16 protein-coding genes are annotated in these 24,424 nt (G+C 44.3%); 13 read left to right on the top strand and 3 right to left on the bottom strand.

Going from position 1 to position 24,424, the window contains the following annotated elements; all coding sequences use genetic code 11:
• Window positions 1-219 precede the first annotated feature (219 nt).
• The 7 genes from EYS00_RS19980 (at window position 220) to EYS00_RS19950 (ending at window position 12,636) form a co-directional block, all read left to right on the top strand.
• The gene (locus EYS00_RS19980) at window positions 220-1,371 is read left to right on the top strand and encodes a mandelate racemase/muconate lactonizing enzyme family protein (protein WP_130639676.1); all 1,152 of its coding nucleotides are present in this window, start codon (window positions 220-222) and stop codon (window positions 1,369-1,371) included.
• Window positions 1,368-2,801 carry an aldehyde dehydrogenase family protein gene (locus tag EYS00_RS19975; protein WP_130639675.1) on the top strand — a complete coding sequence of 478 codons (1,434 nt, stop codon included), beginning with the start codon at window positions 1,368-1,370 and terminating at the stop codon, window positions 2,799-2,801. Before EYS00_RS19980 ends, EYS00_RS19975 begins: the two co-directional genes overlap by 4 nt.
• Window positions 2,802-2,806: 5 nt before the next feature.
• Entirely contained in the window at window positions 2,807-4,258 is a 1,452-nt protein-coding gene (locus EYS00_RS19970) for a sulfatase (protein WP_130639674.1), read from the top strand.
• A 106-nt stretch (window positions 4,259-4,364) separates the two neighbouring features.
• Complete coding sequence (locus EYS00_RS19965; protein ID WP_130639673.1) at window positions 4,365-8,063, top strand: TonB-dependent receptor domain-containing protein; 3,699 nt, start codon at window positions 4,365-4,367, stop codon at window positions 8,061-8,063.
• A 71-nt stretch (window positions 8,064-8,134) separates the two neighbouring features.
• The gene (locus EYS00_RS19960) at window positions 8,135-9,916 is read left to right on the top strand and encodes an Ig-like domain-containing protein (RefSeq protein WP_130639672.1); all 1,782 of its coding nucleotides are present in this window, start codon (window positions 8,135-8,137) and stop codon (window positions 9,914-9,916) included.
• Between the two features lie 121 nt (window positions 9,917-10,037).
• Window positions 10,038-10,754 (top strand): hypothetical protein, encoded by a 717-nt coding sequence (locus EYS00_RS19955; protein ID WP_130639671.1) that lies wholly within the window; start codon window positions 10,038-10,040, stop codon window positions 10,752-10,754.
• Window positions 10,755-10,791: 37 nt separating this feature from the next.
• Complete coding sequence (locus EYS00_RS19950; RefSeq protein WP_130639670.1) at window positions 10,792-12,636, top strand: CRTAC1 family protein; 1,845 nt, start codon at window positions 10,792-10,794, stop codon at window positions 12,634-12,636.
• Here the strand turns inward: EYS00_RS19950 and EYS00_RS19945 are convergent.
• Both EYS00_RS19945 and EYS00_RS19940 read right to left on the bottom strand, forming a co-directional pair.
• A complete protein-coding gene (locus tag EYS00_RS19945; protein ID WP_130639669.1) occupies window positions 12,627-13,451 on the bottom strand; it encodes an alpha/beta hydrolase family protein in 825 nt (274 codons plus the stop codon). The genes EYS00_RS19950 and EYS00_RS19945 overlap by 10 nt on opposite strands.
• Window positions 13,451-14,581, bottom strand: coding sequence for a Zn-dependent alcohol dehydrogenase (locus EYS00_RS19940; RefSeq protein ID WP_130639668.1), 1,131 nt, complete (start codon window positions 14,579-14,581; stop codon window positions 13,451-13,453). The genes EYS00_RS19945 and EYS00_RS19940 overlap by 1 nt, the downstream gene beginning before the upstream one ends.
• A 171-nt stretch (window positions 14,582-14,752) precedes the next feature.
• On the opposite strand from EYS00_RS19940, the gene EYS00_RS19935 reads away from it, so the two are divergent.
• From EYS00_RS19935 to EYS00_RS19910, 6 genes are all read left to right on the top strand, one after another.
• On the top strand, window positions 14,753-15,607 hold the full coding sequence (locus tag EYS00_RS19935; RefSeq protein WP_130639667.1) for an AraC family transcriptional regulator: 855 nt from the start codon (window positions 14,753-14,755) through the stop codon (window positions 15,605-15,607).
• A 295-nt stretch (window positions 15,608-15,902) separates the two neighbouring features.
• On the top strand, window positions 15,903-18,218 hold the full coding sequence (locus EYS00_RS19930; RefSeq protein WP_130639666.1) for a bifunctional diguanylate cyclase/phosphodiesterase: 2,316 nt from the start codon (window positions 15,903-15,905) through the stop codon (window positions 18,216-18,218).
• Window positions 18,219-18,303: 85 nt separating this feature from the next.
• Entirely contained in the window at window positions 18,304-18,861 is a 558-nt protein-coding gene (locus tag EYS00_RS19925; RefSeq protein WP_130639665.1) for a DUF2878 domain-containing protein, read from the top strand.
• A 167-nt stretch (window positions 18,862-19,028) separates the two neighbouring features.
• On the top strand, window positions 19,029-20,276 hold the full coding sequence (locus tag EYS00_RS19920) for a glutamate-5-semialdehyde dehydrogenase (protein WP_130639664.1): 1,248 nt from the start codon (window positions 19,029-19,031) through the stop codon (window positions 20,274-20,276).
• A 208-nt stretch (window positions 20,277-20,484) separates the two neighbouring features.
• Complete coding sequence (gene pnp / locus EYS00_RS19915; protein WP_130639663.1) at window positions 20,485-22,602, top strand: polyribonucleotide nucleotidyltransferase; 2,118 nt, start codon at window positions 20,485-20,487, stop codon at window positions 22,600-22,602.
• A gap of 226 nt (window positions 22,603-22,828) precedes the next feature.
• Window positions 22,829-23,497: a DUF4328 domain-containing protein gene (locus EYS00_RS19910; RefSeq protein WP_130639662.1), complete on the top strand. Its 669-nt coding sequence runs from the start codon at window positions 22,829-22,831 to the stop codon at window positions 23,495-23,497.
• A 106-nt stretch (window positions 23,498-23,603) separates the two neighbouring features.
• On the opposite strand, the gene EYS00_RS19905 is transcribed toward EYS00_RS19910, so the two are convergent.
• Entirely contained in the window at window positions 23,604-24,179 is a 576-nt protein-coding gene (locus tag EYS00_RS19905) for a C-type lectin domain-containing protein (RefSeq protein WP_130639661.1), read from the bottom strand.
• Window positions 24,180-24,424: the final 245 nt, after the last annotated feature.

The following is a 24,424-nucleotide window of genomic DNA, read 5'->3' as shown; positions in this document are numbered from 1 at the left end:
CGCGCTTTTACTTGTTTCGCGACAGTTTTTTTCTTTTCTAGCATTAAGTCTTAATTAAACCTCTCTGTAACGAATGGTTAAAAACTGTAAATATTATGTTGTAAATTCAAACATCATATGTTTAACTAGTTCCTAACAATGGTTAGGTATGTTTTATTTTTCGCCACTGTAAATTTTTCGCACTGACTAGTGCAAGGCGACTAACGGATCAATGTAAAAATGAAAATAGCGAGTATTAAAACCCACCACGTGAAATGTGAACTAGAGACACCCTTTGGTTTCTCTCAGTGGTTTTACGGTCAACGAAATGTACTGTTGGTAGAAATTACCACGGACACGGGCGTTACCGGTTGGGGAGAGTGCTACGGGCCCGCTGAAGTCATACAAACAGCGGTAGATCGTTTCTACGCACCTAAGATTATTGGAATGAATCCCACATCCACTGACCAAATTTGGCACTTCATGTGGAGAGCAAGTCTAGATTTTGCGCGCGGTGGTGTGTTAATGGCGGCTATGTCCGGAATTGATATGGCACTTTGGGATCTAAAGGGTAAAATTCGCGGTGTAAGCGTCAGTGAGTTAATGGGAGGAGCTGTACGTGATTCAGTTCCGTGTTATGCAACTGGCATGTACTTCCAAGAGATGCCAGAAGATTTGTTGTTAAAAACCTTAGTTGAAGAAGCCTTGTACTATGCTGATCAGGGTTTCGAGGCGATGAAGATCAAAGTTGGAAAGAACGTCGCCTTTGATGAAAAGCTCATTCTTGCTATGCGAGAGGCGATGCCAAATATGGTACTTGCCGCAGATTCTAACCACGCCTACGATTTACCAGAAGCTGTGCATATCGCTAAGGTGCTCGAAGATAATAACTACGCGTGGTTTGAAGAACCATTATCCCCAGAAAACTTGGACCAGTTTACTCATCTGCAAAATCAAACACGCGTAGCCATAGCTACCGGTGAGTGTGAGCAAACCCGTTTTGGTTTCAGCAAGCTTATTGAATCTAAGGGCGTGCAGATCATTCAAGCTGACTTAGCCTACTGCGGTGGTCCTAGCGAAGCGCTTAAGATTCGTGCACTAGCATCGGCGAAAGGACTGAATATGATCCCACACGTGTGGGGTACTCAGCTCAACCTAGCTGTGGCAACGCACTTCTTGGCCACTGCCTATCACGAGCCAGGTCGAAAAGAGGAAAAATCATTGTTCTTAGAGTACGACAGGACAGAAAACCCTCTTAGAGATGAACTCTTCGAAGTCAATGTAAACGTGGTGAATGGTAAGGCGATAGTGCCTTCTGAGCCAGGGCTCGGCGTTTCTATTAATCGCGACGCGTTACAACAATTTTCAGTTAATTCTACGGAAGCAAAATGAACACATACGACTATAAAATGCTAATCGATGGCCAACTCGTTTCTTCGCCATCAACCTTTGAGGTGGTCAATCCAGACACCGCGGAAGTCATTGCTAACGTTCCAGATATTTCCGACGAGCAAGTACTTCAAGTTATCGAATGTGCGAATGAGAGTTTTAAAACATGGTCTAAAACGAGTATCGCTGAGCGTGAGGCACTGATGCTTAAATACGCAGAGTTACTCGAAGCCAATAAAGATGACATTATCGATGTGCTTATCGCTGAAACGGGTAAGCCGCTAGATAACGCGGAATATGACTTTGGCATGCTAGTGACTTGCCTTCGCTTCTTCATAGAAGAAATGAAGCGAGTAGAACAGCCAGTATTAACCGATCCTGATGGTCGCTTCCACCATTTTATAAAACGCCAACCACTCGGTGTAGTGGTGGGGTATCTGGCGTGGAATTTTCCATTACTCAATGTTGGATACAAACTTGGTCCTGCGCTTGCTGCAGGTTGTACAACGATTATCAAGCCTTCTCAGGTTACACCGTTGGCAACGTTAAAGTGTGCCGAGCTAGCTATTGAAGCGGGCTTCCCTGCTGGTGTGGTTAATATTATCACCAGTAATAACTATGACGTGACAAACCCACTGCTTACCAGTGATGTTCCTTCGTTATTTACCATGATTGGCTCGACACGCTCGGGTATCAACGCGATGAAAACTGCGTGTACATCCGTGAAGCACTTCTCTGTTGAACTGGGAGGAAACGCGCCAGTTATCGTATACGACGATGCTGATGTTAAACGAGCGGCTCAAGACCTTATCAATTTGAAGTTCGCTAATTCCGGCCAAGTTTGTGTGTCACCTAACCGCTGTTTTGTTCATGAGAGTGTTATCGACACATTTATTGAAGAAGCGGTTAATCACGCAAGCAAACTTACATTAGGTGCGGGTCGAGCAGAGGGCAATATCATGGGCCCAATGATTTCTAGTAAAGAGCGTCAGCGTATTCTTTCGGTTATCGATGCCTCAGTAACCGCTGGCGCGAAAGTAGAGTTGGGTGGAAAGGCGCCTGACAACAAAGCTGGTTTTTATATAGAACCTACTATTTTGTCTAACGTTTCGTTGGACATGCCTGTTTGCACAGATGAAATATTTGGTCCAGTACTCCCTATCATTAGCTTTAGTGACAGTGACGATATTATCGGCCTAGCGAATGAATGTGAGTTTGGTTTGGCGGCTTATGTGTACACCGAGAGCTTACGTCGAGGTCTACAGGCAGCCGACGAAATTACTGCGGGCAGCGTGTGTATCAACGAAGCACATTACAGTGTTCATCTGCCCCACGGTGGTCTGAAGCAAAGTGGTGTAGGCAAGGACTGCTCTAAATACAGCCTTACTGAATACCTGACTAACAAACGTGTTTCAATTTTGGTGAAGGACTAGGAATAATGAATAAGCGTAGTTTCATTAAATCACTACTCCTTAGTGCGCTTACCTTGAGCTCAATTGCCTGTGCGCAAACTGAGGTAGAGGCCAAAAAGCAACCAAACATCATTTTGTTACTCGCTGATGACGCAGGTTATGCTGACTTTGGTTTTCACGGTAGTGAAATTATGCAAACGCCAAACTTAGATGTGCTTGCTAGCGAAGGCGTTATGTTCACACAAGCATATGTGTCAGATCCAACCTGTGGTCCTTCGCGAGCCGGTCTTATGACAGGTCGCTATCAGCAGCGTTTCGGTTTTGAAGAGAATAATGTTCCAGGCTATATGAGCGCAAACTCTGCTGCTGATGGTCGTGAGATGGGTATTCCACTGACCGAAGAAACTATGGCCGACCGTCTGAAATCTCTAGGTTATGCTACAGCCTTTTTTGGTAAGTGGCATTTGGGCGGTGCGGATAAGTTTCATCCTCTCAAGCGCGGTTTTGATACCTTCTACGGGTTTAGGGGCGGCGCTCGCAGCTACCACGCTTATCACGATAATCCTCCGAGTGAGCTCGATTGGATGGAGCGTGACTTTGGTGAATTCCAAGAGCATGAGGGATACCTCACGGATGTTCTGGCTGACGAAACGATTAGCTTCATAGAAGCGCAGGCAAAAGCGGACAAGCCATTCTTTGCGTTTGTTTCTTTTAATGCCGTACATACGCCAATGGATGCTATCGAGGAAGACTTGGCGGCATTCCCTTCGCTTGAGGGCAATCGTCAAACCGTTGCTGCTATGACAAAAGCACTTGATCGGGCCTCGGGAGCCATCCTTGATAAGCTCAAAGCACTGGGCTTGGATGAAAACACCATTGTCGTATTTACCAATGATAATGGCGGTCCTACCGATAGAAATGCATCGAGTAACTTGCCCCTCAGTGGTAGCAAATCTAATCACTTAGAGGGTGGTATTCGGGTTCCTATGATCGTGAAGTGGCCAGAGCAATATACGGCGGGCGCAACATACGATTATCCGGTAAGTCTGTTGGATCTTTTCCCAACATTTTATGCGGCTGCAAACGGCGACGTAAGTTCATTGAACGATGTAGACGGTGTAGACCTACATCCTTACATTTCCGGTGAAAACACAGCTCGACCTCATGATGTGCTTTATTGGAAAAAGGATGTCCGTGGCACGATCCGCGTTGGTGATTGGAAAATGATGCGCTTCCCAGATCGTCCTGCACAACTTTACTACTTACCTGATGATCTTCAAGAAGTTAACGACTTAGCTGCTGAGCATCCAGAGAAAGTTCGAGATATGTTTAAGCAATTATTCGAATGGGAATCGTCGCTCGAACGTCCCCGTTGGTTATTGCAACGTAAGTTCGAAAATTACGATATCGAACGCATGGATTTTTATCATAACAAAGGTGTAACGACACTCGAGAGACCAGTGGGCGCCACCGAATAACGACAACAAGCACATTCAACTTCCTACTAGGTTGAATGATTTGGTCAAACACCGGCGGAATAGAGTGGTATCCGCCGAACAAACGTAGTTAAACCGAGGGACTATAATGAATAGTACATTTAGGTTATCGGCCGTTTCATCTGCGATATTGGCAAGCTTATTTGCTGTGCCTGCCTATGCGCAAGAGGAGACCCAAGCCGAAGATGAAAGCCTGATTGAGGTCATTGAGGTAAAAGGCTTTAAAGGCAGCCTTCAAAAAGCCATCAATGCTAAGCGCTTCGCACAAGGCGTTAGTGACTCAATTCATGCAGAAGATGTAGGTAAGTCAACGGACCAAAACATCGCCGACGCTCTATCACGTGTTACAGGTGTTACCGTTCAAGAAGAAGCAGGTGAAGGTACTCGTATCTCTGTACGTGGCGCTGGTCCCTCGTTGAACCAAATTTCGATGAATGGTGTGGCAATTACTGGTGGCCTAAGTACCAACGGTGGTGATGCTTCTGCAACCAATGATAACAGTGTTGACTTGAGTACTTTCTCTTCTGACATCTTGTCGTCAATCGACGTAGTCAAGACAGCTGCGGCGGACCAGGATGAAGGCTCACTGGGTGCGAACATCGTACTTCGTACGGTAAAACCATTGGCACTCAACAACCCGCGTCGCTCATTCACCTTTGAAGGTCGATACAACGAATTTTCTGACGAAAGTGATTATCGCATGAACTTCAGTTTTGCTGACAAGTACATGGATGAACGCCTAGGTTTTATTATTACCGCGTCAAAAGATACACAGAAAACACGCCAAGACCGCATTCAAACTAACTGGTTGTCGGGACTGCCGATTAACGACTTAGATGACGGTGGCAGAACAGCGCATGATATTGCGACTGGTCAACCTATCCGCGTGCTAGGTTATCAAAGGGATGATAACGGAGACATCATTGTTGGTGACAATGGTGCTCCATTATTAAACCCTATCGAATCTCTGATGAATTACGATCCAGAGACACAACAACTTCACGAAGGCGATCTCTACGTTTTGGCGCGTAACTTTATCGACTTCGGTTTGAACACAGACCAACGTGACCGTTTTTCTGTATCTACAGGTTTCCAATTCCGTCCTAATGACGACTTGGATATTCAACTTGACCTTACTCGTACTGAGCAAGATATTTTAACCGACAATCATACGTTGCGAATTAACATGGGTGTTGCCGCACCTTTGTTGCATCCGGACGATGATAATACGGCGCTGAATGGTGTTGATTTAACCACTAACACCTTAGCGAGGTCAAGCAGTCGTTCCACCTCGGGTAACTTCGTGCGTTCGTACGGCTTACGTGAGGTAGATACTGATGTTGCATCACTAACCATTGATTACAACATTACCGACAACCTGACGATGAACCTTATGGCAGGTTACTCGAAAACTACTGACGAAACGCCTGACGATAATGAAGACGATCGTTTTATTTCTATCAGTACGGCTACTTGGGGTACTGCAGGTCGTCAAATTGTTGAAGGTATGCCAGATGAAATTTTTGAGCGTGTAGGTTACGACTGTTCTGCGGGAGCAGACTGTAGCTACGCAACGGGTGTTACTCCGGGTGTATTTGATGCATTTGACGGCTCAGCAGTGGCTATTACCAGTCGCTTTAATCCATTTGATATGACGCATAACCACCTTGGTAGCTTAGTGCTGCGTAAGAATGAGCTGGAAGACGAAGCTAAGTCTCTATTTATTGACTTTGATTATGAGCTTGATAACGACTACATCACTTCATTAGAGTTCGGTGCCAAGATGTCATCTCGTGAGCGTACGGTGTCTATTCAAAACCGCGCTACTGCAAATGGTGACGACCTTATCGACTTGGAAGACCCAGATGCGGATTTCGAAGTTCGTGGTTTAGGTACAATTCGCCTTTCTGAAATATTGTCTGGTGAGGCATTCCCTTACGATAATTTTGCAGAAGATATTCAGAGCGATCGCTCTACTGCTTTCTTCGGTGGTTGGCCAATGCTAGACGGCGAGCGCGCACTCGAGGTGATTGCGGGTAAAGATGCTGGCGAACTTGGTATTCGTGAAACGATTAACGGCAGTCGTGCAATCGAGACAAATACGGTGGCAGCGTATTTCAAAGTTAACTTTGAATTTATGGATGGTCGCTTAACCGGTAATATCGGTACTCGCTATATTAAAGACGAAAACACCGCGACCGGTGTTGGTGGGATTAACTACGTTCGTTTCCCACAAATGCTTGACCCGTACAACTTGCTTGTTGAGCGTAATCTCGCCGATATGAGTCAGGATGCTTGTCCGGTACCTGTGAGAGGCACAGCACCTACGGGCGGCACTGACCACAGATATACACCGGAAAACGATGCAGACTTGCAAAACTGCTGGGCGTGGCAAATTACCCATGCGTACAACCGTGGTAATGCTAACACCTTGCCTTATGATTCTGAGACCGGTCAATTCTTGATTCCGGGTGCGGATGGTCTTGTGGGACCAGACGTCAACCGTGTTGTTTTTTATGACCCAGCTTCAGGTCAGTTTAATATTAATCCTTTGCCAGCTCAGATTTTTGATACCAATGGTAATTTGGTGACAACATCTGCAAACGCATGGGCACACTTTGCGGCAAATGGCTTTATTTGGCCGTTCCTAGACCGTACAACAGCATTCACTGGGCCAAACGGCAACCAAGACAGTACATTCATTCGTACCGCATGGGTAACTAATGAAGCTGAAAACGATCTATGGCTACCGAGTTTAAACCTTAACTATGCAATCAATGATGAAATGATTGGTCGTTTCGCTATTACGCGTACTATGACTCGCCCACGTTTCGATTCATTGAACCCCAGAACTCAGGTATTCGAACAGCAATGGCTTCCAACGGCAACAGGTTCTGCAGGTAACACTGCATTGCAGCCACTTGAATCGACCAACTTAGATTTATCTTATGAGTGGTACTTTAACGAGTCGGGTTTATTATCTGTAGCCTTGTTCTATAAAGACATGAAGAACTTTGAAGAATCAGTAACAGTGCCATATCACTATCGTGACGTACGTACTGAGTACGATCTGCAAAGTGCTGATTTGCTACTTCCGTTTGATGAAAATCGTACACCGGGTGGAGAAGACGACTGTATGCCGCTTCGTCAGGTTGCAGGTTTCTTCGACCAGTGGCGTATTGAGTGTGACGTTGCGTCGATTACTACCGTACGTAACGGTAAAGGTGCTGAAATCAAGGGTCTAGAGCTTGGTTACACGCAGAACTACGATTTCCTTCCAGGACTGCTGTCTTCACTGGGTATGAGTTTCAACTATACCTATCAGGATTCAGAGTCTGACGAAGAGGAAATTCCAGGCACTGGCAGATTCCTCAAGCCATTACCACAAGAGTACACGCCTAAGCACTCAGCCAACACAACGTTGTTCTGGGAGCGTGATGGCATTCAACTTCGTCTAGCGTATCGCTTCAACGACGACCAGTTGGTTAACCGTGGGCTTATTGGTGGTGCATCGTGGCAAGAAGCAACACACCGCTTAGACTTTAGCTCTAGCTATCGTGTTACTGAGAACATTAGTCTTACTTTCCAAGCTATCAACCTAACTGACGATACTCGTCGAGTTTATTACACAGCATCAAATGCGACGGATCTTACCAACGCAAATGATCAAACCAACGTTGTCCTCGATGAAGGTAACGCATTGGATGGTGGTGTAACGACCGATCGTACGCTTGCTGAGTACCGTACTGGGCGTCAGTTCAGAGTTGGTATTCGTGGCAACTTTTAAGTAGTCAGTTATTGGAAAGGGGGAGGCTGGTGCGATCCTGCCTCCCAAAAAAAAAGAATGGGAGAAGTAAGATGAATCACTTACTTAAGAAAACCGTATTGTCTTTGATAGTTCCAGCTGCGCTAGTAGGTTGCGGCGGAACAGACGAGGGATACGATGTTAATTTTGGAAGCAGCGATAACGTTGTTTTCGAAAACGACGCGATTGTTGCGTCGGTATCTGAGAACAGTGGAATTGTAGCAGTTGACCTACTTCAAGGTGCTAGCGCGGGTGGAGCACCGCTGTCGGATTTTGATGGCACAATTTTTATCAATCAGATGGAGTTTGAAGCGCTGGATGGGTTTATTACACCACAAACTGAGTCAAACACCATTTCAAATCAAACGATATCGCCTTTTCAGTTATCAAGTGATGGCCTTCAGCTTTTGATTGATACAGATAAATTTGCTGAGTCGTTGCGCGCTTGTGACGATACTGACGTAAGAGGCGCGACCGATGCGGATGGCAATCCAATAGGTGATGGGATTCCTGACTTTCCAACATCTGCGGTGTACAACATTAGCTATCTAATCGATAACGGTGTGTCATTGCCCCCAGGTACTGAGCGCGAACGTCGTCAAATGACATTAACGGTAAATGCCATCGACGATCCTGTAACAGAAGTTATTGCGTCTGCGGTTGAAATGCCTGCAGGTGGAACGGCACAAGTTATTGCTTCTACTGTACCAAGTTACGCGTGTAATGCTGCGATGACTTACAGTGTGGCAGATACTGATATTGCATCTGTTGATGAAAATGGTGTTATTACTGGTGTTAGCGTTGGTTCTACCACGGTTACAGCGACGAGTGTGGATAACCCTGATGCGTCGGCCACGGCGGACGTTACTGTAACAGCGGCATTCACTATAGCGATAACAAACGGTAATGTGGACGAACTTGGAGCGCCGACAGGCGACAAAACAGTACCTTCATGTGTTGCTGCCGGTATTGCTGTAGAGCCTTCGATTCTTAATGGAGAGCTAACAGGAAGCTACGGCTACGATTTTGTAAGTTCAAATGCTGCTGACATGATGGTAGCAGGTTCCGCGGCAAATGGCTTTGGTGCGACGGGTATCATCAATGTGTCTGACAATATCGGTGTTAACGGCAATATCGATGTATCACTGGTGTCAGGTGATACGGGTGCAACACCAATTAGTGCTGTAGCAGGTCGTTCTATTGAATTGAATGTGGTTCAAAACCTGATGTGTGCGCCTGGTGAATCTGCTCATCCTGCGGGTTTCAATATTGACTTCAACATGGATGGAGTGACGGCAGGCTATAGTGGTAACGCCAGCTTTGCTGCGTCTACCGATGTTGTTTCAGATTCCGCAGCTTCGGTACAACTGACTGCAGGGTCTGCTGTTAATGACGATGGTGTGCCCTACAGCTGGGGTACTCAGCAAGTCTGGAATAAACAGCGTAACTGGTATAGCTCTACCTATGGTCTTGGGCTTGACAGTATTGGCAAAAAGTTTAAGTACGCAGTTTGGGTAAAGCTGAACAGTGTTCCAAGCTCGCCTGTGACGTTACGTAAAGTCATTGTTCCTTGGTTGTATGAAGGTATTCCTGCCGGTGCACAAGGCTTCCCAGGCCGTTTTGACGGCGCTGGTATGTTCTCAGTAACACTGGAGTCTACCACTGAGTGGCAGTACATCGAGTTTACCGATGATGCTACAGGTGAGAGCGTTTGGGCTGTTCCTGACTCATGGAACGTAGTGACAGACGTATTTACACTATGGGAAGTGTTCGGCCTACCTCAAGGTGAATCACTGATTCTAGATGACTACAGTGTCGTAGCCATCGAAGACTAAACAGTAGACTTACTTGAAAAAGCCGGTGTTATTACCGGCTTTTGTTTTTCTCTATTTACATATCTCACGCATAGTTAAATCTCTGATTCGAGATTTAAGTCATGCGTACATCGAGGTAGCTATGATTCAGTATTTACAACAATTAATCCGAGTTTCAATTGCGCTAAGTGCTGTGATGATCTCTTGCTTAGCGCTTTCAGTACACGCTGACGAAGTACTTTATGACCTTATGGTATCTGACAACATTGGGTATGAAGACGCTATCAGGGTTGACGTTACCGCAGAGGTCAGGAAAACCAGAGACGTTTATGTATCTGTTCAACGTGCATCAGACTGGAAAACGGTCATGCGTCAAGCGAGACGAGTCTCTCACTCCGGTACGCAAACCTTTGTTTTACCGCTGGAGGATGCCAGTGTGGGAAGGTATCGAGTGAATGTATTTATGGTTCCCAAAGGTAAGGATTGGAACGCTCGAGTTGCTGAACTACAGCAAATGATTTCCGTTCAGGATATACCCAACGCAGCGCCTTTGTTTGAAGGTATTCAATTGGTGCAATGGCCCGAAGAGATAGACGGTCAGCAAGAGGCTACGCTAGGTATTAGCTATGCAACGCAAAACGACAGGCTTCTGGTAATGAAACTAATAAACACTAGTTCAAACACCGAACTCGGAGACTTGTCAATGGAAGTTAACGAGAACGGTAGTCTTTCGTTACCCTTCGACAATATGTCTGAAGACTTCGGAAAAGGTGACTATCGATGGGAAATCTTTCTGGCTGAAACTGCCTCTGGTACTCCTATTAGTCATAAATATTCAGCCTACTTTTCGATTGATTAAAAAGTAAAAATATCCCTTCTTTCGACAAGGACAAATAATGAAGAAGTTTGCTTTAATAGCATCGTTATTTACCGTTAGTGCGTGTAGTTCCGCAGCACAAACTACCTCTACTGAGTTACGCGTAACCTCTTTATTCGTTGAGCAAAATCGAAGTGTATTCCCCAATGAGGCTAGGAACCGCAAGGGATGGGACGCTCCTACCATTGCTGACCTTGACCAAGATGGCTTTCCAGACGTACTTATCAATGACCACGGGTATGGTTTGCGTGTGATGTGGAATAACCGTGGTGTATTTGCGCCGCCATTCGACATTCTAATGGGAGATCTTCACGGTGTTTCTGTGGGAGATTTAGACGGCGATGGGACTTATGAGCTTGTTGTTTCTAGAGGTGGTGGTGCCGGCAGTAATGCGAGAAACAGTAAGATATTTACTATTGATGAAACTAGGTCATTTGTCCCTTGGGACAATTTTGATACGCCGTTAGTTAACATGCGTGGTCGAACGGTTAAGTTTGTTGATTTGGATAAAGATGGTGATCTTGATTTACTTAACTTTGCTTTTCCAACGAGAGATCTTCGTGAAAAAGGTCAAAGTGAAAACTACATCTACGAAAATACTGGCGGTGGAGAATTAGTGCTCCGGTCGGTTTTACCTATGTCCCAAGGAGACGGACAAAAAACACTCATAACCGATATGAACAATGATGGATTTGTTGATTTGCTACTTTATGGACACGGCAAACTCAAAGTGTATCAAGGAAAATCTGAATTCAGATTTGATGATGTGACATCAAATGTACTCACTAAGCCGATTAATGACGTTACAGGGGTTGCTGAGCTCGACTACGACAATGACGGTGATTTTGATATTGTGATTAGTCGTGGACTGCCATTTGAAAAAGGAGAGACCTTTTACGATGCCTCATCGAAGCTCCTCGGATTTTACACCAAGCGTGGTCCTTTTGATTTCGGAGACATCCCCATTGGCGACACATTATTAATCGAAAACTATCAATCACCATGGCCCGAACAGTTGCCTTATATCGCAGAGCCAGGTTATAAGCTTCCTTATGAGGGAGAACTCCACTCTGGACGAACGATATCGCTGGTAAGTAGCGATGCTTTAGGTTACCCCGATAAAACGCGAGATCAAAAAGGAGTATATATTGGCTATGTTGGCAATCAAAATTGGCGCTTTACTGGCAACATATTCTCACCCTTTAGTGGTGTTATTCATAATGTAATGAACTACCCAGCATATGATCACAAACCGGGACTGAATGATATTTTACTGGAAAACAAAGGAGATCATTTTGTTGATGTTTCTGCTAGCGCAGGGTTGTCGGCGCCGGAGCATACAACGGGTCTAGCTGTTGGAGATCTTGATAACAATGGGTTCGTCGACCTAGTGTTTTTTAGACGAGGTAACCTTATTTCACCAAACCACGCCATCGTCTATTTAAATACTGCGCGCACTGATGGAAGTAGGGAATACAAAGCACTTACTCAGCATGGTGTTGTGTCAAACGAGCTCGGTGCGTCAGGTATGGGCGGTGATGTCATTGATTACAATCTGGATGGAAATCTTGACCTTGTGGTTGGTAATGAGCGAGGGCAGTGGCATTTGTTCAAGAATCATCAACAAAATGACAATCGTTACGTACAGGTTGAAGTTCAACCAAGCCCCGACGCACAGGCATCACCCAAAGGCGCGGTAGTGACGGTCGTCTCATGTGGCATGACTCAGCAAAAACGAGTAGGGGCAACCGGAGCAAATTACTCCACAAACTTCGACACGTCCCTTCACTTTGGTCTAGGTCAGTGTAACAAAACGCCCAAAATTGATATTCATTGGACAAATGGTGAGGTGCGTCAAGACTGACGCACCTGCTCAATCGCTTTCTGTTTCTGAATGTCGTTGAAGAACCACAGTGTTTGCTCAAGATGTTCATGCCAATAAGCCCATTCATGACCCCCTGGGAAAAATTCTACACTGTGAGGTATTCCCAGCGAGGTGAGGGCGTTGTGAAGTGCTACATTACTTTGGTGTAAGGTATCGTCCACGCCACAGTCAAAGCGAAGTGGGGGAATGTTTTCTTTGTTTTTGTTAAACCAATGTAAGAGATCTGGCTCTCTACTGTCTTCGCTATGATATTCATCAATAGGAAGTTCAATAAACTGCTGCAAATCCTCAAGGCTAGTCACGGAAGAATGCGCAGAGAGCCCCGCGAAGCGTTCTGGGTACTTGGCCCCCAAACGAAGGGTGCCGTACCCCCCCATAGATAATCCTGAGAGATAGACGGGGCTCTGCTCTGTTAAACATGGAATCAGAGAGGTAACGCCTTGGATAACATCATCCATTATCCATTGTTCATAGTTACCCAAGTATCGAAGCGGTAGATAACCTGAGCCGTCCCATAGTCCACCATCTGATGGCATCACCAGAACAAAGTCTTGGAGCCCCTGTTTTTTCAAGCGTTCATAGACATAATGTGCTCCACCGAGTTCCATCCACACCCAGTGTGAACCGTAAACACCATGGAGTAAAACTATCATGGGCGTATTTGGGCTCAATTCTCCCTTAGCATAAACCGTTATGTCATGTCTTCGTGCAGTATGACTGGAGTGAAGGGTAAGGCGAGTTACGTTTTCTTGTGTAAATTGGCTGTTAGATTTTTCTACCCTGAGGACTGACATTATTTTATTGCTCCAACTTCTCCTAATTCACCGATAAGCACCACACCTTTGGCGATTCTGCCGTTTAACATGTCGTCAAAACCGTCGGCAACGTTCTCAAGGGTATAGGTTTTCGTTACCAGTTCTTCAAGCTTAATTTGTTTATTATGGTAACCCGCAATGATCTTTTTGAAGTCTCTTTCTGGGTTACACATTCCGTACAAAGGGTTGATGTATTTTTTATCCCACTCGAATAGCTCGCAGTCAAAGTCAATGCGTTGTTCGATCCCACTTACTTGAACTGCGGTTCCTGCATTCCTAACGAGAGCAAGGGGCGCTGAACCAAGCGCTGGAATTGCGGTACATTCAAAAGCATAGTCAGCGCCTCTACCATCAGTAAGTGTGCGAACTTCTTCACGTACTTGCACAAAATCCAAATCCTCTCGATTGGCTACTACGCCATGGGTGGCACCAAATTCTTTTGCCTGCTCTAAGCGCGCTTCACTGATATCAATGGCGATTATCTTAGAGGCCCCCGATTGTTTGGCTCCTTGGATAGCATTAAGGCCCACACCACCACAGCCAATAACGCACACGCTACTTCCTGCCTCGACTTTTGCTGCATTTACTACCGATCCCCATCCTGTCATTACTCCGCAGCCAACGATGGAGGCTGCAGCAAAAGGAATATCACTGTCAATCTTAACCACGGCTTGGGCTTTTACTACGGCATACTCACATAATGTTCCCAAATGAAATGAACGCTCAATGGGAGACTCATCGTGAGTGGTAGTGTCGATATGGGCGTGGCCTTCTAATCCGCATCCACATACTGGGGAGTGACGTTCACAGATATGCAAGTTTCCTTGCCTACATTGAAAACACTTTCCACAAGGAATGGCCCAGTTGAGAATGACTTTGTCACCAACACTGACATCAGTAACGTTTTTTCCTACGCTCTCTACTATGCCTGCACCCTCGTGTCCTACGACAAAAGTTTTGTTCCAGTTGGTGATGGAGTCCCAATCTGTGTGGCACAATCCGGCCGCCATGATTTTTACTCTGACTTCTCCTTCACCGGGTGGGTTGATAGTTACTGTTGATAAGTTAAAGGTTCCTTTACCGTCTGAAATGATGGCTTTTGCTTGCATAATTTGAAGACTCGAGTGTTAACGATAAGGAATATTGCAACACAGCTAATGGTAGTTTCATGTCAGATTATGCGCGTGAAATATCAAATATATGCCCAATTTGCTAATCAATATAGACATCTTAGGATAATAGTATCATTATCTTGTATTGGTTAATGAGTTGTTATAGCTATGCAGAACGTTTATTGCGAGCCCTATAGTATTGAGCGTGGCGATGTATTCGAAGTTCATCACGTCAACTATGAAAAAGATGCACCTTACACATGTTTTATGCACTTTCACGAAGTGCACGAGTTTATTATTTTCGATGATATCGAGGGGGACTATTTCGGCCAACAGGGTAATTCACGTTTACAAAATAATGATGTGGTTTTTACCACCGCACTTGATGTTCACGATTTCGAAGTGAGCCCGAAAGCAAAGTCTTGGCATATTCTGCAAGTGCTACCTGAGTTTTTTAATGATGAGGACTTGTTGACCTGCGAGAGCTTTTTTAAACAAAACAATCACTTTAGGCTTCCTGAGACATACATTTTGCAGTTGAAGACTCAATTAGCATGGTTAAAAGAAAGCTTTGCACAGGACCCCCATAGCCAGAAAAGTCTCACCTTGTTGAAGTTAATTATTCTTACGATTGCTGATTACGGTGTCCCGGTGCGAGCGCCGTCACCCGTCGATATTAAGTCGACAGATAAGGTCAACAAATTTCTTCCCGTCGTTAATACGCTGCGAGCGACTGATGGCGCCGACTTTTCGATGGTAGAGGCTGCGTCTATGTGTAATATGTCTCCATCCCATTTTTCTCGACAATTTAAAAAAGTGTTTAGATGTAGTTTTTCTGAATACCTACTGCGTCATAAGTTACATGTAGCCGCAAGGCAGTTGAGTTTAGGTAAACATTCAATCACACAAATTAGTTATGACCTCAATTTCTCCAGTCCTTCTCACTTTATTGCTCAGTTTAAACGTCAGTTTTCAGAAACACCTCTGCAGTATCAAAAGGCACTACAGAGTCGTCAATCATGAATGGCTACAAACAAAAGTCACCAAAATCAGTATGTTCTGTTACTATTAAGTGAATCTTAAAGGGTTTTGAGTAAATATTAACCTATATACAGCAAAGTTTAACGCAGCAACTCACTGATTCGGCGAAAGGGGTAGTAAATAACTCAAAATTTTGCAAATATTTATTATTAATGTACTGAAAATACAGTGTGTTAATCATTATGAGTCTTCAACATAATGAGCTATTCTTAAATTGCACTGTATAAACATGGAAATACACTCACATGCGAAATGACGCGTTAAAGGCAAACTAACCGTGCAAATTTCCTTACGTCAAAGCCTGTTTAGGACACTACTCGGTGGTATTGTAATTACTGCGCTGCTAATTGTGGCGGGAGTGTGGAAATCTGCCAATAGCTTGGTTCAGCAAAACCTCGATAGTGACATTGTGATTACCCAGCGAGTGTTGCAGCGCCTTATTGATGATAGGCAAGAAATTATCAGTAGCGTATCAAACGTGTTACTTCGCTCTTACGATTTCAGGCGTGCGGTTGGTACCGCGGACCAACCCTCTATACAAGCGGCCTTCGATAGTTATGCCGAACGAATTAATACAGACGTTATCGGGTTGGTGGACCTTGAGCATACTGTTGTTGCAGCATATTCACCGCTACTCATTACTGGCGAAACACTAACTGCGAGTAAAGCGCTTGTTGAGCAAGGGCGCGAAAATGGTTTTTTTGTGGTTAGCGACACGCTCATCCAGTTCAATGTGTTTCCGGTAGAAATTCCTACTCTTCGTTACTACCTCCTAACCGGCATCAAGTTTAACAAGGCGTTGTTAGATGACTTAAAAGGTTTAGTTGAGGCTGAAATCGTAATTAGTGACCGAACCTCAGGGGCCATTATTGCTTCCACATTGCCAGCCGAAAAAGCGTTGTCCATTTTACGCAATGAACAAACGCCTTCGTGGTTAGACGTCACATTTGGTAGTGAGCTCACCTACGTGAGTAGGGTAGTTGATATTTCTTCTGTGGGTAGCGCACCGATGGAAATTACAGTCGCTGTCGATGTTACCAATGCATACAATGCGTTTACGCAAATTCAGCTCACCATTTTGGTGTTGACACTTGTGGCGATTGCCGTCGCGTTAGGTATCGCAATGGTGCTCGCGCGTAACGTGAGCCAACCTGTATCAAACTTGGTCTTTGCCGCGAATCGTGTAGCAGAGGGAGAATATGATGCAAACCTCAAGAAAGGCAGCCGATTAAAAGAAATTTCAGCGTTAGCTAATGCGTTTAGTCGAATGCAGGACCGTATTCAGTATCGTGAACAACGAATCCGCTATCAGGCGCAACATGACGTATTAACGGGGCTTTACAATCGCAATTACGTAGAGCACTTTTTTGAAGACAATATGGCGAAGTCTAAACCCCTACAAGTAGTCGCAATTACTGTGATTGGGTTTAGAACGATAAATGATTTATACGGATACTCTAACGGTGATAACACGTTAAAAGCATTGGCTGAGCGTTTGTTGCGTTGGCCCGGAATTGCTGCTCGGTTAGCTGGTGGCGAGATAATATACATCAGTGACACCCCACTCGATGACGTAAAACTGGAAACATTGCGTCATATCCTAGAGCAACCCGTTGAAAGTAATCTCATCGCTATTCCAGTTAAAATTGCCATGGCTACTGTGTCGTGTCCAGAGGATGCGTCTAACTCTGAAGAGTTATTCCGCAAAATGAATATTGTCACCGATGAAGCGATTCATTCTGGAAGTTGGTTGGTCAAGTATCAGCCAGAATTGGAAAAACGCTATTTACGCCGTCTTACTATTACTACAGAGTTGAAGCGGTCTCTTGCGAGTCAACAGTCTGAGTTATCTATGGTTTATCAACCTAAAGTTGATTTGGACACAATGACTGTTTGTAGCATGGAGGCGTTAATTCGCTGGAATAATAGTAAACTGGGTTTTGTGCCACCCGATGAGTTTATCACTATAGCGGAACAAGCCGGCTTGATAGAACAGGTGACCACCTGGGTGATGAATCAAACGATCCAAGATCTTGCCTATTTCCGAGAGCAAGGGTATAGCTTTACCATTGCAATGAATTTATCTACGCAAGACATTCAAAATAAACCGCTATTACGCAAGCTCGAAGGCATGCTTGAAGCAGCCAATTTGCAACCCTCGGCATTAGAACTAGAAATTACCGAGAGTGATTTGGTTGAGGATGCGGAACTCGCAGTAGAGAATTTAAACGGCCTTACCTCTAAAGGCTTTAAATTTGCCATCGATGATTTTGGGACGGGGTATTCCTCACTGGCGTATCTCAAGAACTTACCTGTCGACACCATCAAAATCGACAAAAGCTTTATTTTGAGCTTGTCTAGCGACGAGAACGACCAGCAGATTGTACATACGGTATTGAGCTTAGCTAAAGTATTCGAGCTAAAAGTGGTGGCAGAAGGTGTTGAAGACCAAGAGTCTATGGAAATTCTAAAAGAGTGGGGCTGTGATATTGCTCAGGGCTACCATATTAGCAGACCACTTGCTAAAGCTGCCTTGGAAGAATGGTTGCATACCTCATCAATGGGAATGTTACCCAATGTCAGTAATGCCTAGGCCTTAATACAAATAAACATCGTCTTAATTGAACTGTCCTTATTGAATTGGCGTAATATTAGTCATAATTTACTGGAGTAAATAAATGATATCGCGCCTTCTCAACTTTCCTTCAAGTTTAAATCCCAACCTACTAAAAGTAATTAATTTAGTATGGTTTCAATGTATATGGTGGTTGTTGATTTTGTTTCAGTCACAAGCCGTCATCGGTGTCCTTTTGCTCATGGCAATTTGGCTGTGGTTGACTCCTAAGGTGAGGTCGGATGCTATTTTAATTCTGACCATTATGCTGATCGGTATGTTGGTAGATTCAACCCTGATGACATTTGGGGTTTTCATTTTTGAAAGCTATGCAAATCAACTTGTGATTCCTTTCTGGCTGGTACTACTTTGGGGCGCCTATGCTGGAACGCTTCAGCACAGTATGAGTATGTTCGAAGGTAGGCCCTGGCTGTGTGTTATTGCGGGGGCAATAGCTGCGCCATTGAGTTATCTTGGTGGTGCCAAACTCGGAGCAGTTGAGTTTGGTTTTACAACGTTTACTACAGCGCTGGTATTGGCATTGGTATGGTCAGTCATATTTCCTCTGAGTTTCATCATTGCGCGCCGGATTCAACAGTTCCCTCAACAATGCGTGGCGTGAGTAAAAACATAACGCTTGATATTCGTTAATATGATATGCCAAATCAGTTTCCAATTAAGCAATCGTTAGCAGTATAACTCAGTTGTAGGGTTTGTTATTCTTGGCGCAGAAGGGTACGCACCGCGACATCATCAAAAATAACAATAAAAACAACATGTGGAGTAAGCATGAGCATTATCACTCAGATTGCACAGGGCGCTAAAAAGGCTGCACACGTTTTATCTGTGCTAGATGAAGACGTTAAAAACAACGTACTGCGCGACATGGCAAAAGCTATTCGCGAACAAAGCGAAACCATCATTTCAGTTAATGAGCGAGAAGTTGAGCGCGCCAAGGTAAATAATCTTGATGCGGCTATGGTTGATCGATTAATTCTCAATGCCAGCCGCGTCGAAGCAATGGCCGCTGGGCTTGAAATGGTAGCTGAGTTACCTGATCCCGTTGGTGCGATCCGAGAATTAGGCATTCGTCCTAACGGTATCAAGATTCAAAAAATGCGTATCCCTTTGGGTGTCGTCTGCATGATATACGAGGCGCGCCCCAACGTTACAGCAGACGCTGGAGCGCTATGCTTTAAGTCTGGTAATGCTGTGATCCTTCGTGGTGGTAAAGAGGCATTGGATACCAGCTTAGCCATCGCTAAAATCATGCAAGCAGTATTGTCTGATTATGATTTGCCCGAAGCCCTTATTTCCGTCGTCCCAGATCCTGACCGAGGCTTAATGCAAGAGCTTATGAGTCAACGTGACTATATTGACGTTATCATCCCTAGGGGTGGTGAAGGCTTGATTAACTATGTCACAGATAATGCTAAAGTGCCTGTTATTCAACACTTTAAAGGTGTTTGCCACTTATACGTAGACAGCGACGCTGATGTTAATAAAGCACTGGCATTGCTACTCAATGGCAAAACCCAGCGCACTGGGGTATGTAACGCGTTAGAGGGGCTCATTGTGCATAAAGAAATAGCCCAACGTTTCCTCCCATTAGCGGCACAAGCCCTTGAGCAACACAAAGTTAAGATCCACGTGAACCAGGCGGGAGCTGAGTTCTTTCCTTCTGCCGATGTAATAGCGGAAGATGCATATGGAGAGGAATATCTGGGTTTAGAAATCGCTGTACGTGTAGTGGATTCATTTGATGACGCTATCGCGCACATTGCGAGCTTTGGTAGTAATCATACTGAGGTTATTTGTACCGAAAATGCTGAAAAGGCATCGTACTTTCAGCGCGCTGTTGACGCTTCGGTGGTCATGGTAAATGCTTCCTCAAGGTTTAGTGATGGGAGTGAGCTTGGCTTGGGTGCTGAAATTGGAATTGCTACCACTAAATTACACGCTTATGGCCCAATGGGATTAGAGTCCCTAACCGCAGAAAAATATTTGGTCTGTGGTGAAGGTCAGGTAAGGGACTAGCGCCTGTTCCTAAGCGCTAAAACCATACAACTATTACTTTAGTTTTGTCATTTTTGCGCCCAGTTAAACAAACCACTCTATTTTGATTTTGCTGGGCGTAGAATTTTTCGATTGTTCGCATTTCTCAATGGTATTACCGTGAATACGGGGCTATACTATGCGCCGCGTTTAAAAGCGATCAATAAAGATTGAAACTAAAGGACAAATAGTGACTCCTATTACAAAATCATTTCAGTATGGACAGCATACTGTAACTCTTGAGACAGGCGTAATCGCTCGTCAAGCAACAGCAGCCGTCATGGCAAGTATGGATGACACTGCTGTATTAGTAACCGTAGTGGGTAAAAAAGAAGCCAAAGCAGACCAAGACTTCTTCCCATTAACTGTTAACTACCAAGAAAAAGCTTACGCAGCAGGTAAAATTCCTGGTGGCTTTTTCAAGCGTGAAGGTCGCCCATCTGAAGGTGAGACCTTAATCGCACGTCTTATCGACCGTCCAATCCGTCCACTTTTCCCTGAAGGCTTCAAAAATGAAGTGCAAGTTGTGGTAACGGTAATGTCGGCAAACCCAGATATTCCTACTGACATCATTGCGATGATTGGTACATCTGCGGCGCTTGCTATCTCTGGTATTCCATTCAACGGCCCAATCGGTGCTGCTCGTGTTGGATATAGCAACGGCGAATACATTCTTAACACGCGTTTTGAAGAACAAGAATCAAGTGAGCTAGACCTAGTTGTTGCTGGTACTCAAGGCGCAGTACTTATGGTTGAATCTGAAGCTGACGTACTTTCTGAAGACACTATGCTTGGTGCGGTTATGTATGGTCACGAGCAACTACAAACAGTTGTTAATGCCGTAAACGAGTTTGCTGCTGAAGTTGCAACTCCTGCATGGGACTGGGCGCCAGAGGCGGAAAACACTGCACTTAAAGACAAAGTAAAAGCACTTGCTGAAGCAGAAATGACTGCGGCTTATCAGATTTCAGACAAGTTAGAGCGTAAAGACGCGGTAACTGCTGCTACTGAGAAAGCGTTAGAAGCTATCCTTGCTGAAGATGAAGAGCAAGACAAAAAAGAAGCGCTTGATCTTTTACATGACTTAGAATCAGACGTAGTACGTTCACGTATTCTTTCTGGTGCTCCTCGTATCGACGGTCGTGATCCTAAAATGGTTCGTGGCTTGAACGTTGCAACCGGCGTACTTCCTCGTACACACGGTTCTGCAGTATTCACTCGTGGTGAAACGCAGGCGCTTGTAGCTGCAACACTTGGTACAGAGCGTGACGCACAGATGATTGACGAGCTTCAAGGTAAGCGCGACAGCCGTTTCATGCTTCACTATAACTTCCCTCCATACTGTGTGGGTGAAACTGGCATGATTGGCTCGCCTAAGCGTCGTGAGATTGGTCATGGACGTTTGGCTAAGCGTGGTATTCAAGCGGTAATGCCAAGTGAAGAAGAATTCCCATACGTTGTACGTGTGGTGTCTGAAATCACTGAATCAAACGGTTCATCTTCAATGGCATCAGTATGTGGTACTTCATTGGCACTTATGGACGCTGGTGTACCAATTAAAGCATCGGTTGCTGGTATCGCGATGGGCTTGGTGAAGAGTGACGAGAACTTCGTTGTACTTTCAGACATTCTAGGTGACGAAGATCACCTAGGTGATATGGACTTTAAAGTAGCGGGTACTACCGACGGTATTACTGCACTTCAAATGGACATCAAAATTGAAGGTATCACCAAAGAAATCATGCAAATTGCATTGAAGCAGGCAAAAGAAGCCCGTCTTCACATCCTAAACGTGATGGATGAAGCTATTGGCGGTCACCGTGAAGAGCTTAGTGAATTTGCTCCTCGTATCTACACGATGAAGATCGACCAAGATAAGATCCGTGATGTTATCGGTAAAGGTGGTGCAATGATTCGCCAGATTACTGAAGAATCAGACACCAACATCGAAATCGAAGACGACGGTACTATTAAGATCTTCGCCACTGAGCGCGCTAAAGCTGACATCGCAATCGGTAAGATTGAGCAAGTGACTGCAGAAATCGAAGTAGGTAAGACTTACAATGGTAAAATCACACGTATCGTTGACTTCGGTGCGTTTGTAGAAGTTCTACCAGGTAAAGAAGGTCTGGTTCACATTTCTCAAATTGCTCACGAGCGTGTGAATAAAGTTTCTGACTACTTAGAAGAAGGTCAAATGGTAGACGTTAAGGTTATGGAAATTGATCGCCAAAACCGCGTACGTCTGAGCATTAAAGAGCTTCTTGAAAAGCCAGCACCTAAGTCTGACGAAGGTAACGCTGAGTAATTCATGTAGATGAATATTGAAAGGGGAGCCAATTGGCTCCCGTTTTTTTTTGTCTCTTAAGACTAGAATTGTAATGCAACCCGAACGTTTAGCTCATCAACATTAACATTCCAGTGCGATTCATTATCTCGTATTGCTTGCATACGTTCGTTCGACTATGTCATTGTTAGTGCTTAATAAATACGGGTTCAATCTCGTGAAAATAGGCTTTCATGTCGAGGTATACATGTCAGAAGGGATTTCAGAATTTAAGAATTCAAACAAGCTAACCCAGTGGGTAAAGTATTTTTTGTACGCACAAGTCATTATTGCTTTTGTATCCATAGTATCCGGTGTGATGGAGTACCAGTTGCTAACGGATTATAAAAATGGGGTTTATTTCGATCGAGAACAGGCGGTTGCAGATGGTGAGGTTAATGACCGTAGACAAATGATTATTGGCATCATTTATATTGTCAATTACGTGCTTTCAGGGATTTTAATATTAAGATGGATCTACCGAGCTAATGAGAACTCTCGTCAGTTAGGAGCTAAAGATATGGAGTTTACACCAGGTTGGTCTATTGGTTTTTATTTCATTCCTATAATGGCGTTGTTTAAGCCCTACCAAGCAATGAAAGAGATATGGCAAACCAGTCACTCGATTGATACATGGCAGAAATCTCCTGTTTCGCCAATGTTATACATTTGGTGGTTTGTATGGCTATTGAATGGATTTGTAGGACAAGTTATTTTTCGCTTTGACGGGGACGGTATAGATGAAATTATGGAACTCAATCTAATAACACAGTTTTCAAATGTGCTCGATATTGTATTGGCAGCTGTGACCTTTTACATTGTTTTAAAAATTCACAATGCACAATCTGCTCAAGCCGATAAATTAGTTTACCAATAATAAACAAGGCGACAGATTTTTTTGAATCTCGCGTTTAGTAATTAGTCTTGTGCACTGTCAAAGACGTATTAACAGAAGCTAACGCGCCTTTGACAGTATAATGTGATTAACGTGTAGATGTTCTGCGTATAAATAGCGCACCAATAATAGCCATAAACACTATTATTGAACTTGGCGCTGATACTTGGACTTGAATGCTTCGTTCTACTATCGCGTAGGAGATAAGATCTGAATTGATGTCATTCCACGTTCCATCATTTCTATTGTGCCAAATGTGAACAACGTGTTCGCCCGTACCATGACCGTTGTTCGGCTCACTGGACGCCCAATTGGTATATGTTGACGTTTCTCCGCTTGTCCATACCCAAACGCCCTCTGCGTCAATATCGTTTAATCCAATCCAAATATTTTCACTAAAACCAACATTATTTGTACTAGAACCATTACCGCCCCAGTAACCCCATAAAAAATCCTGCTCGTCTTGGTCGTTAATAGTTACCAAGTGTCCACCAAGTGATACTGCTTCCAGTTCCGCATCGAACCAGTCGTTTGTTTTGGTCAATAGAAGGTATTCACTGCCATTCCACGTCACACTCTCAATAACAGCGCCATTTGCAAAGCTACCAACACCTAAACTCATCACGATAACTAGTTTAAGTAACCCTTTCTTTATGGAATTCATTCCTAGACCTCATTATATTAAAATTATTAGTTGCACGCGGGTAATACAAACATCTGGCCAATAGTTTTTTAATTATATATATCAGAAACTTAAGTTGTTCCTGTGTGTTGGTTTTGTACATTATGTAAATTATTTTGACACAGTTTTCAGATTGGCTTTAGTAATTTAATTGTTGATTTTAAGTGAATTTTTTTGACAAAGTGAGAGCTAAGCGTGGTTAAACACGATAGGATGAAGTAACCCTA

It is taken from the genome of Alteromonas sp. KUL49 (genome assembly GCF_006538345.1).
In the GTDB taxonomy this organism is placed as follows: Bacteria; Pseudomonadota; Gammaproteobacteria; order Enterobacterales; family Alteromonadaceae; genus Alteromonas.
The sequence above is the reverse complement of the archived record's forward strand: the minus strand, read 5'-3'. Positions and strand labels throughout refer to the sequence as shown.

What these genes read in the sequence shown, in the direction of transcription:
- EYS00_RS19980 (WP_130639676.1), top strand. Translation starts at nt 220, where the DNA reads ATGAAAATAGCGAGTATTAAAACCCACCACGTGAAATGTGAACTAGAG.
- EYS00_RS19975 (WP_130639675.1), top strand. Translation starts at nt 1,368, where the DNA reads ATGAACACATACGACTATAAAATGCTAATCGATGGCCAACTCGTTTCT.
- EYS00_RS19970 (WP_130639674.1), top strand. Translation starts at nt 2,807, where the DNA reads ATGAATAAGCGTAGTTTCATTAAATCACTACTCCTTAGTGCGCTTACC.
- EYS00_RS19965 (WP_130639673.1), top strand. Translation starts at nt 4,365, where the DNA reads ATGAATAGTACATTTAGGTTATCGGCCGTTTCATCTGCGATATTGGCA.
- EYS00_RS19960 (WP_130639672.1), top strand. Translation starts at nt 8,135, where the DNA reads ATGAATCACTTACTTAAGAAAACCGTATTGTCTTTGATAGTTCCAGCT.
- EYS00_RS19955 (WP_130639671.1), top strand. Translation starts at nt 10,038, where the DNA reads ATGATTCAGTATTTACAACAATTAATCCGAGTTTCAATTGCGCTAAGT.
- EYS00_RS19950 (WP_130639670.1), top strand. Translation starts at nt 10,792, where the DNA reads ATGAAGAAGTTTGCTTTAATAGCATCGTTATTTACCGTTAGTGCGTGT.
- EYS00_RS19945 (WP_130639669.1), bottom strand. Translation starts at nt 13,451, where the DNA reads ATGTCAGTCCTCAGGGTAGAAAAATCTAACAGCCAATTTACACAAGAA.
- EYS00_RS19940 (WP_130639668.1), bottom strand. Translation starts at nt 14,581, where the DNA reads ATGCAAGCAAAAGCCATCATTTCAGACGGTAAAGGAACCTTTAACTTA.
- EYS00_RS19935 (WP_130639667.1), top strand. Translation starts at nt 14,753, where the DNA reads ATGCAGAACGTTTATTGCGAGCCCTATAGTATTGAGCGTGGCGATGTA.
- EYS00_RS19925 (WP_130639665.1), top strand. Translation starts at nt 18,304, where the DNA reads ATGATATCGCGCCTTCTCAACTTTCCTTCAAGTTTAAATCCCAACCTA.
- EYS00_RS19920 (WP_130639664.1), top strand. Translation starts at nt 19,029, where the DNA reads ATGAGCATTATCACTCAGATTGCACAGGGCGCTAAAAAGGCTGCACAC.
- EYS00_RS19910 (WP_130639662.1), top strand. Translation starts at nt 22,829, where the DNA reads ATGTCAGAAGGGATTTCAGAATTTAAGAATTCAAACAAGCTAACCCAG.
- EYS00_RS19905 (WP_130639661.1), bottom strand. Translation starts at nt 24,179, where the DNA reads ATGAATTCCATAAAGAAAGGGTTACTTAAACTAGTTATCGTGATGAGT.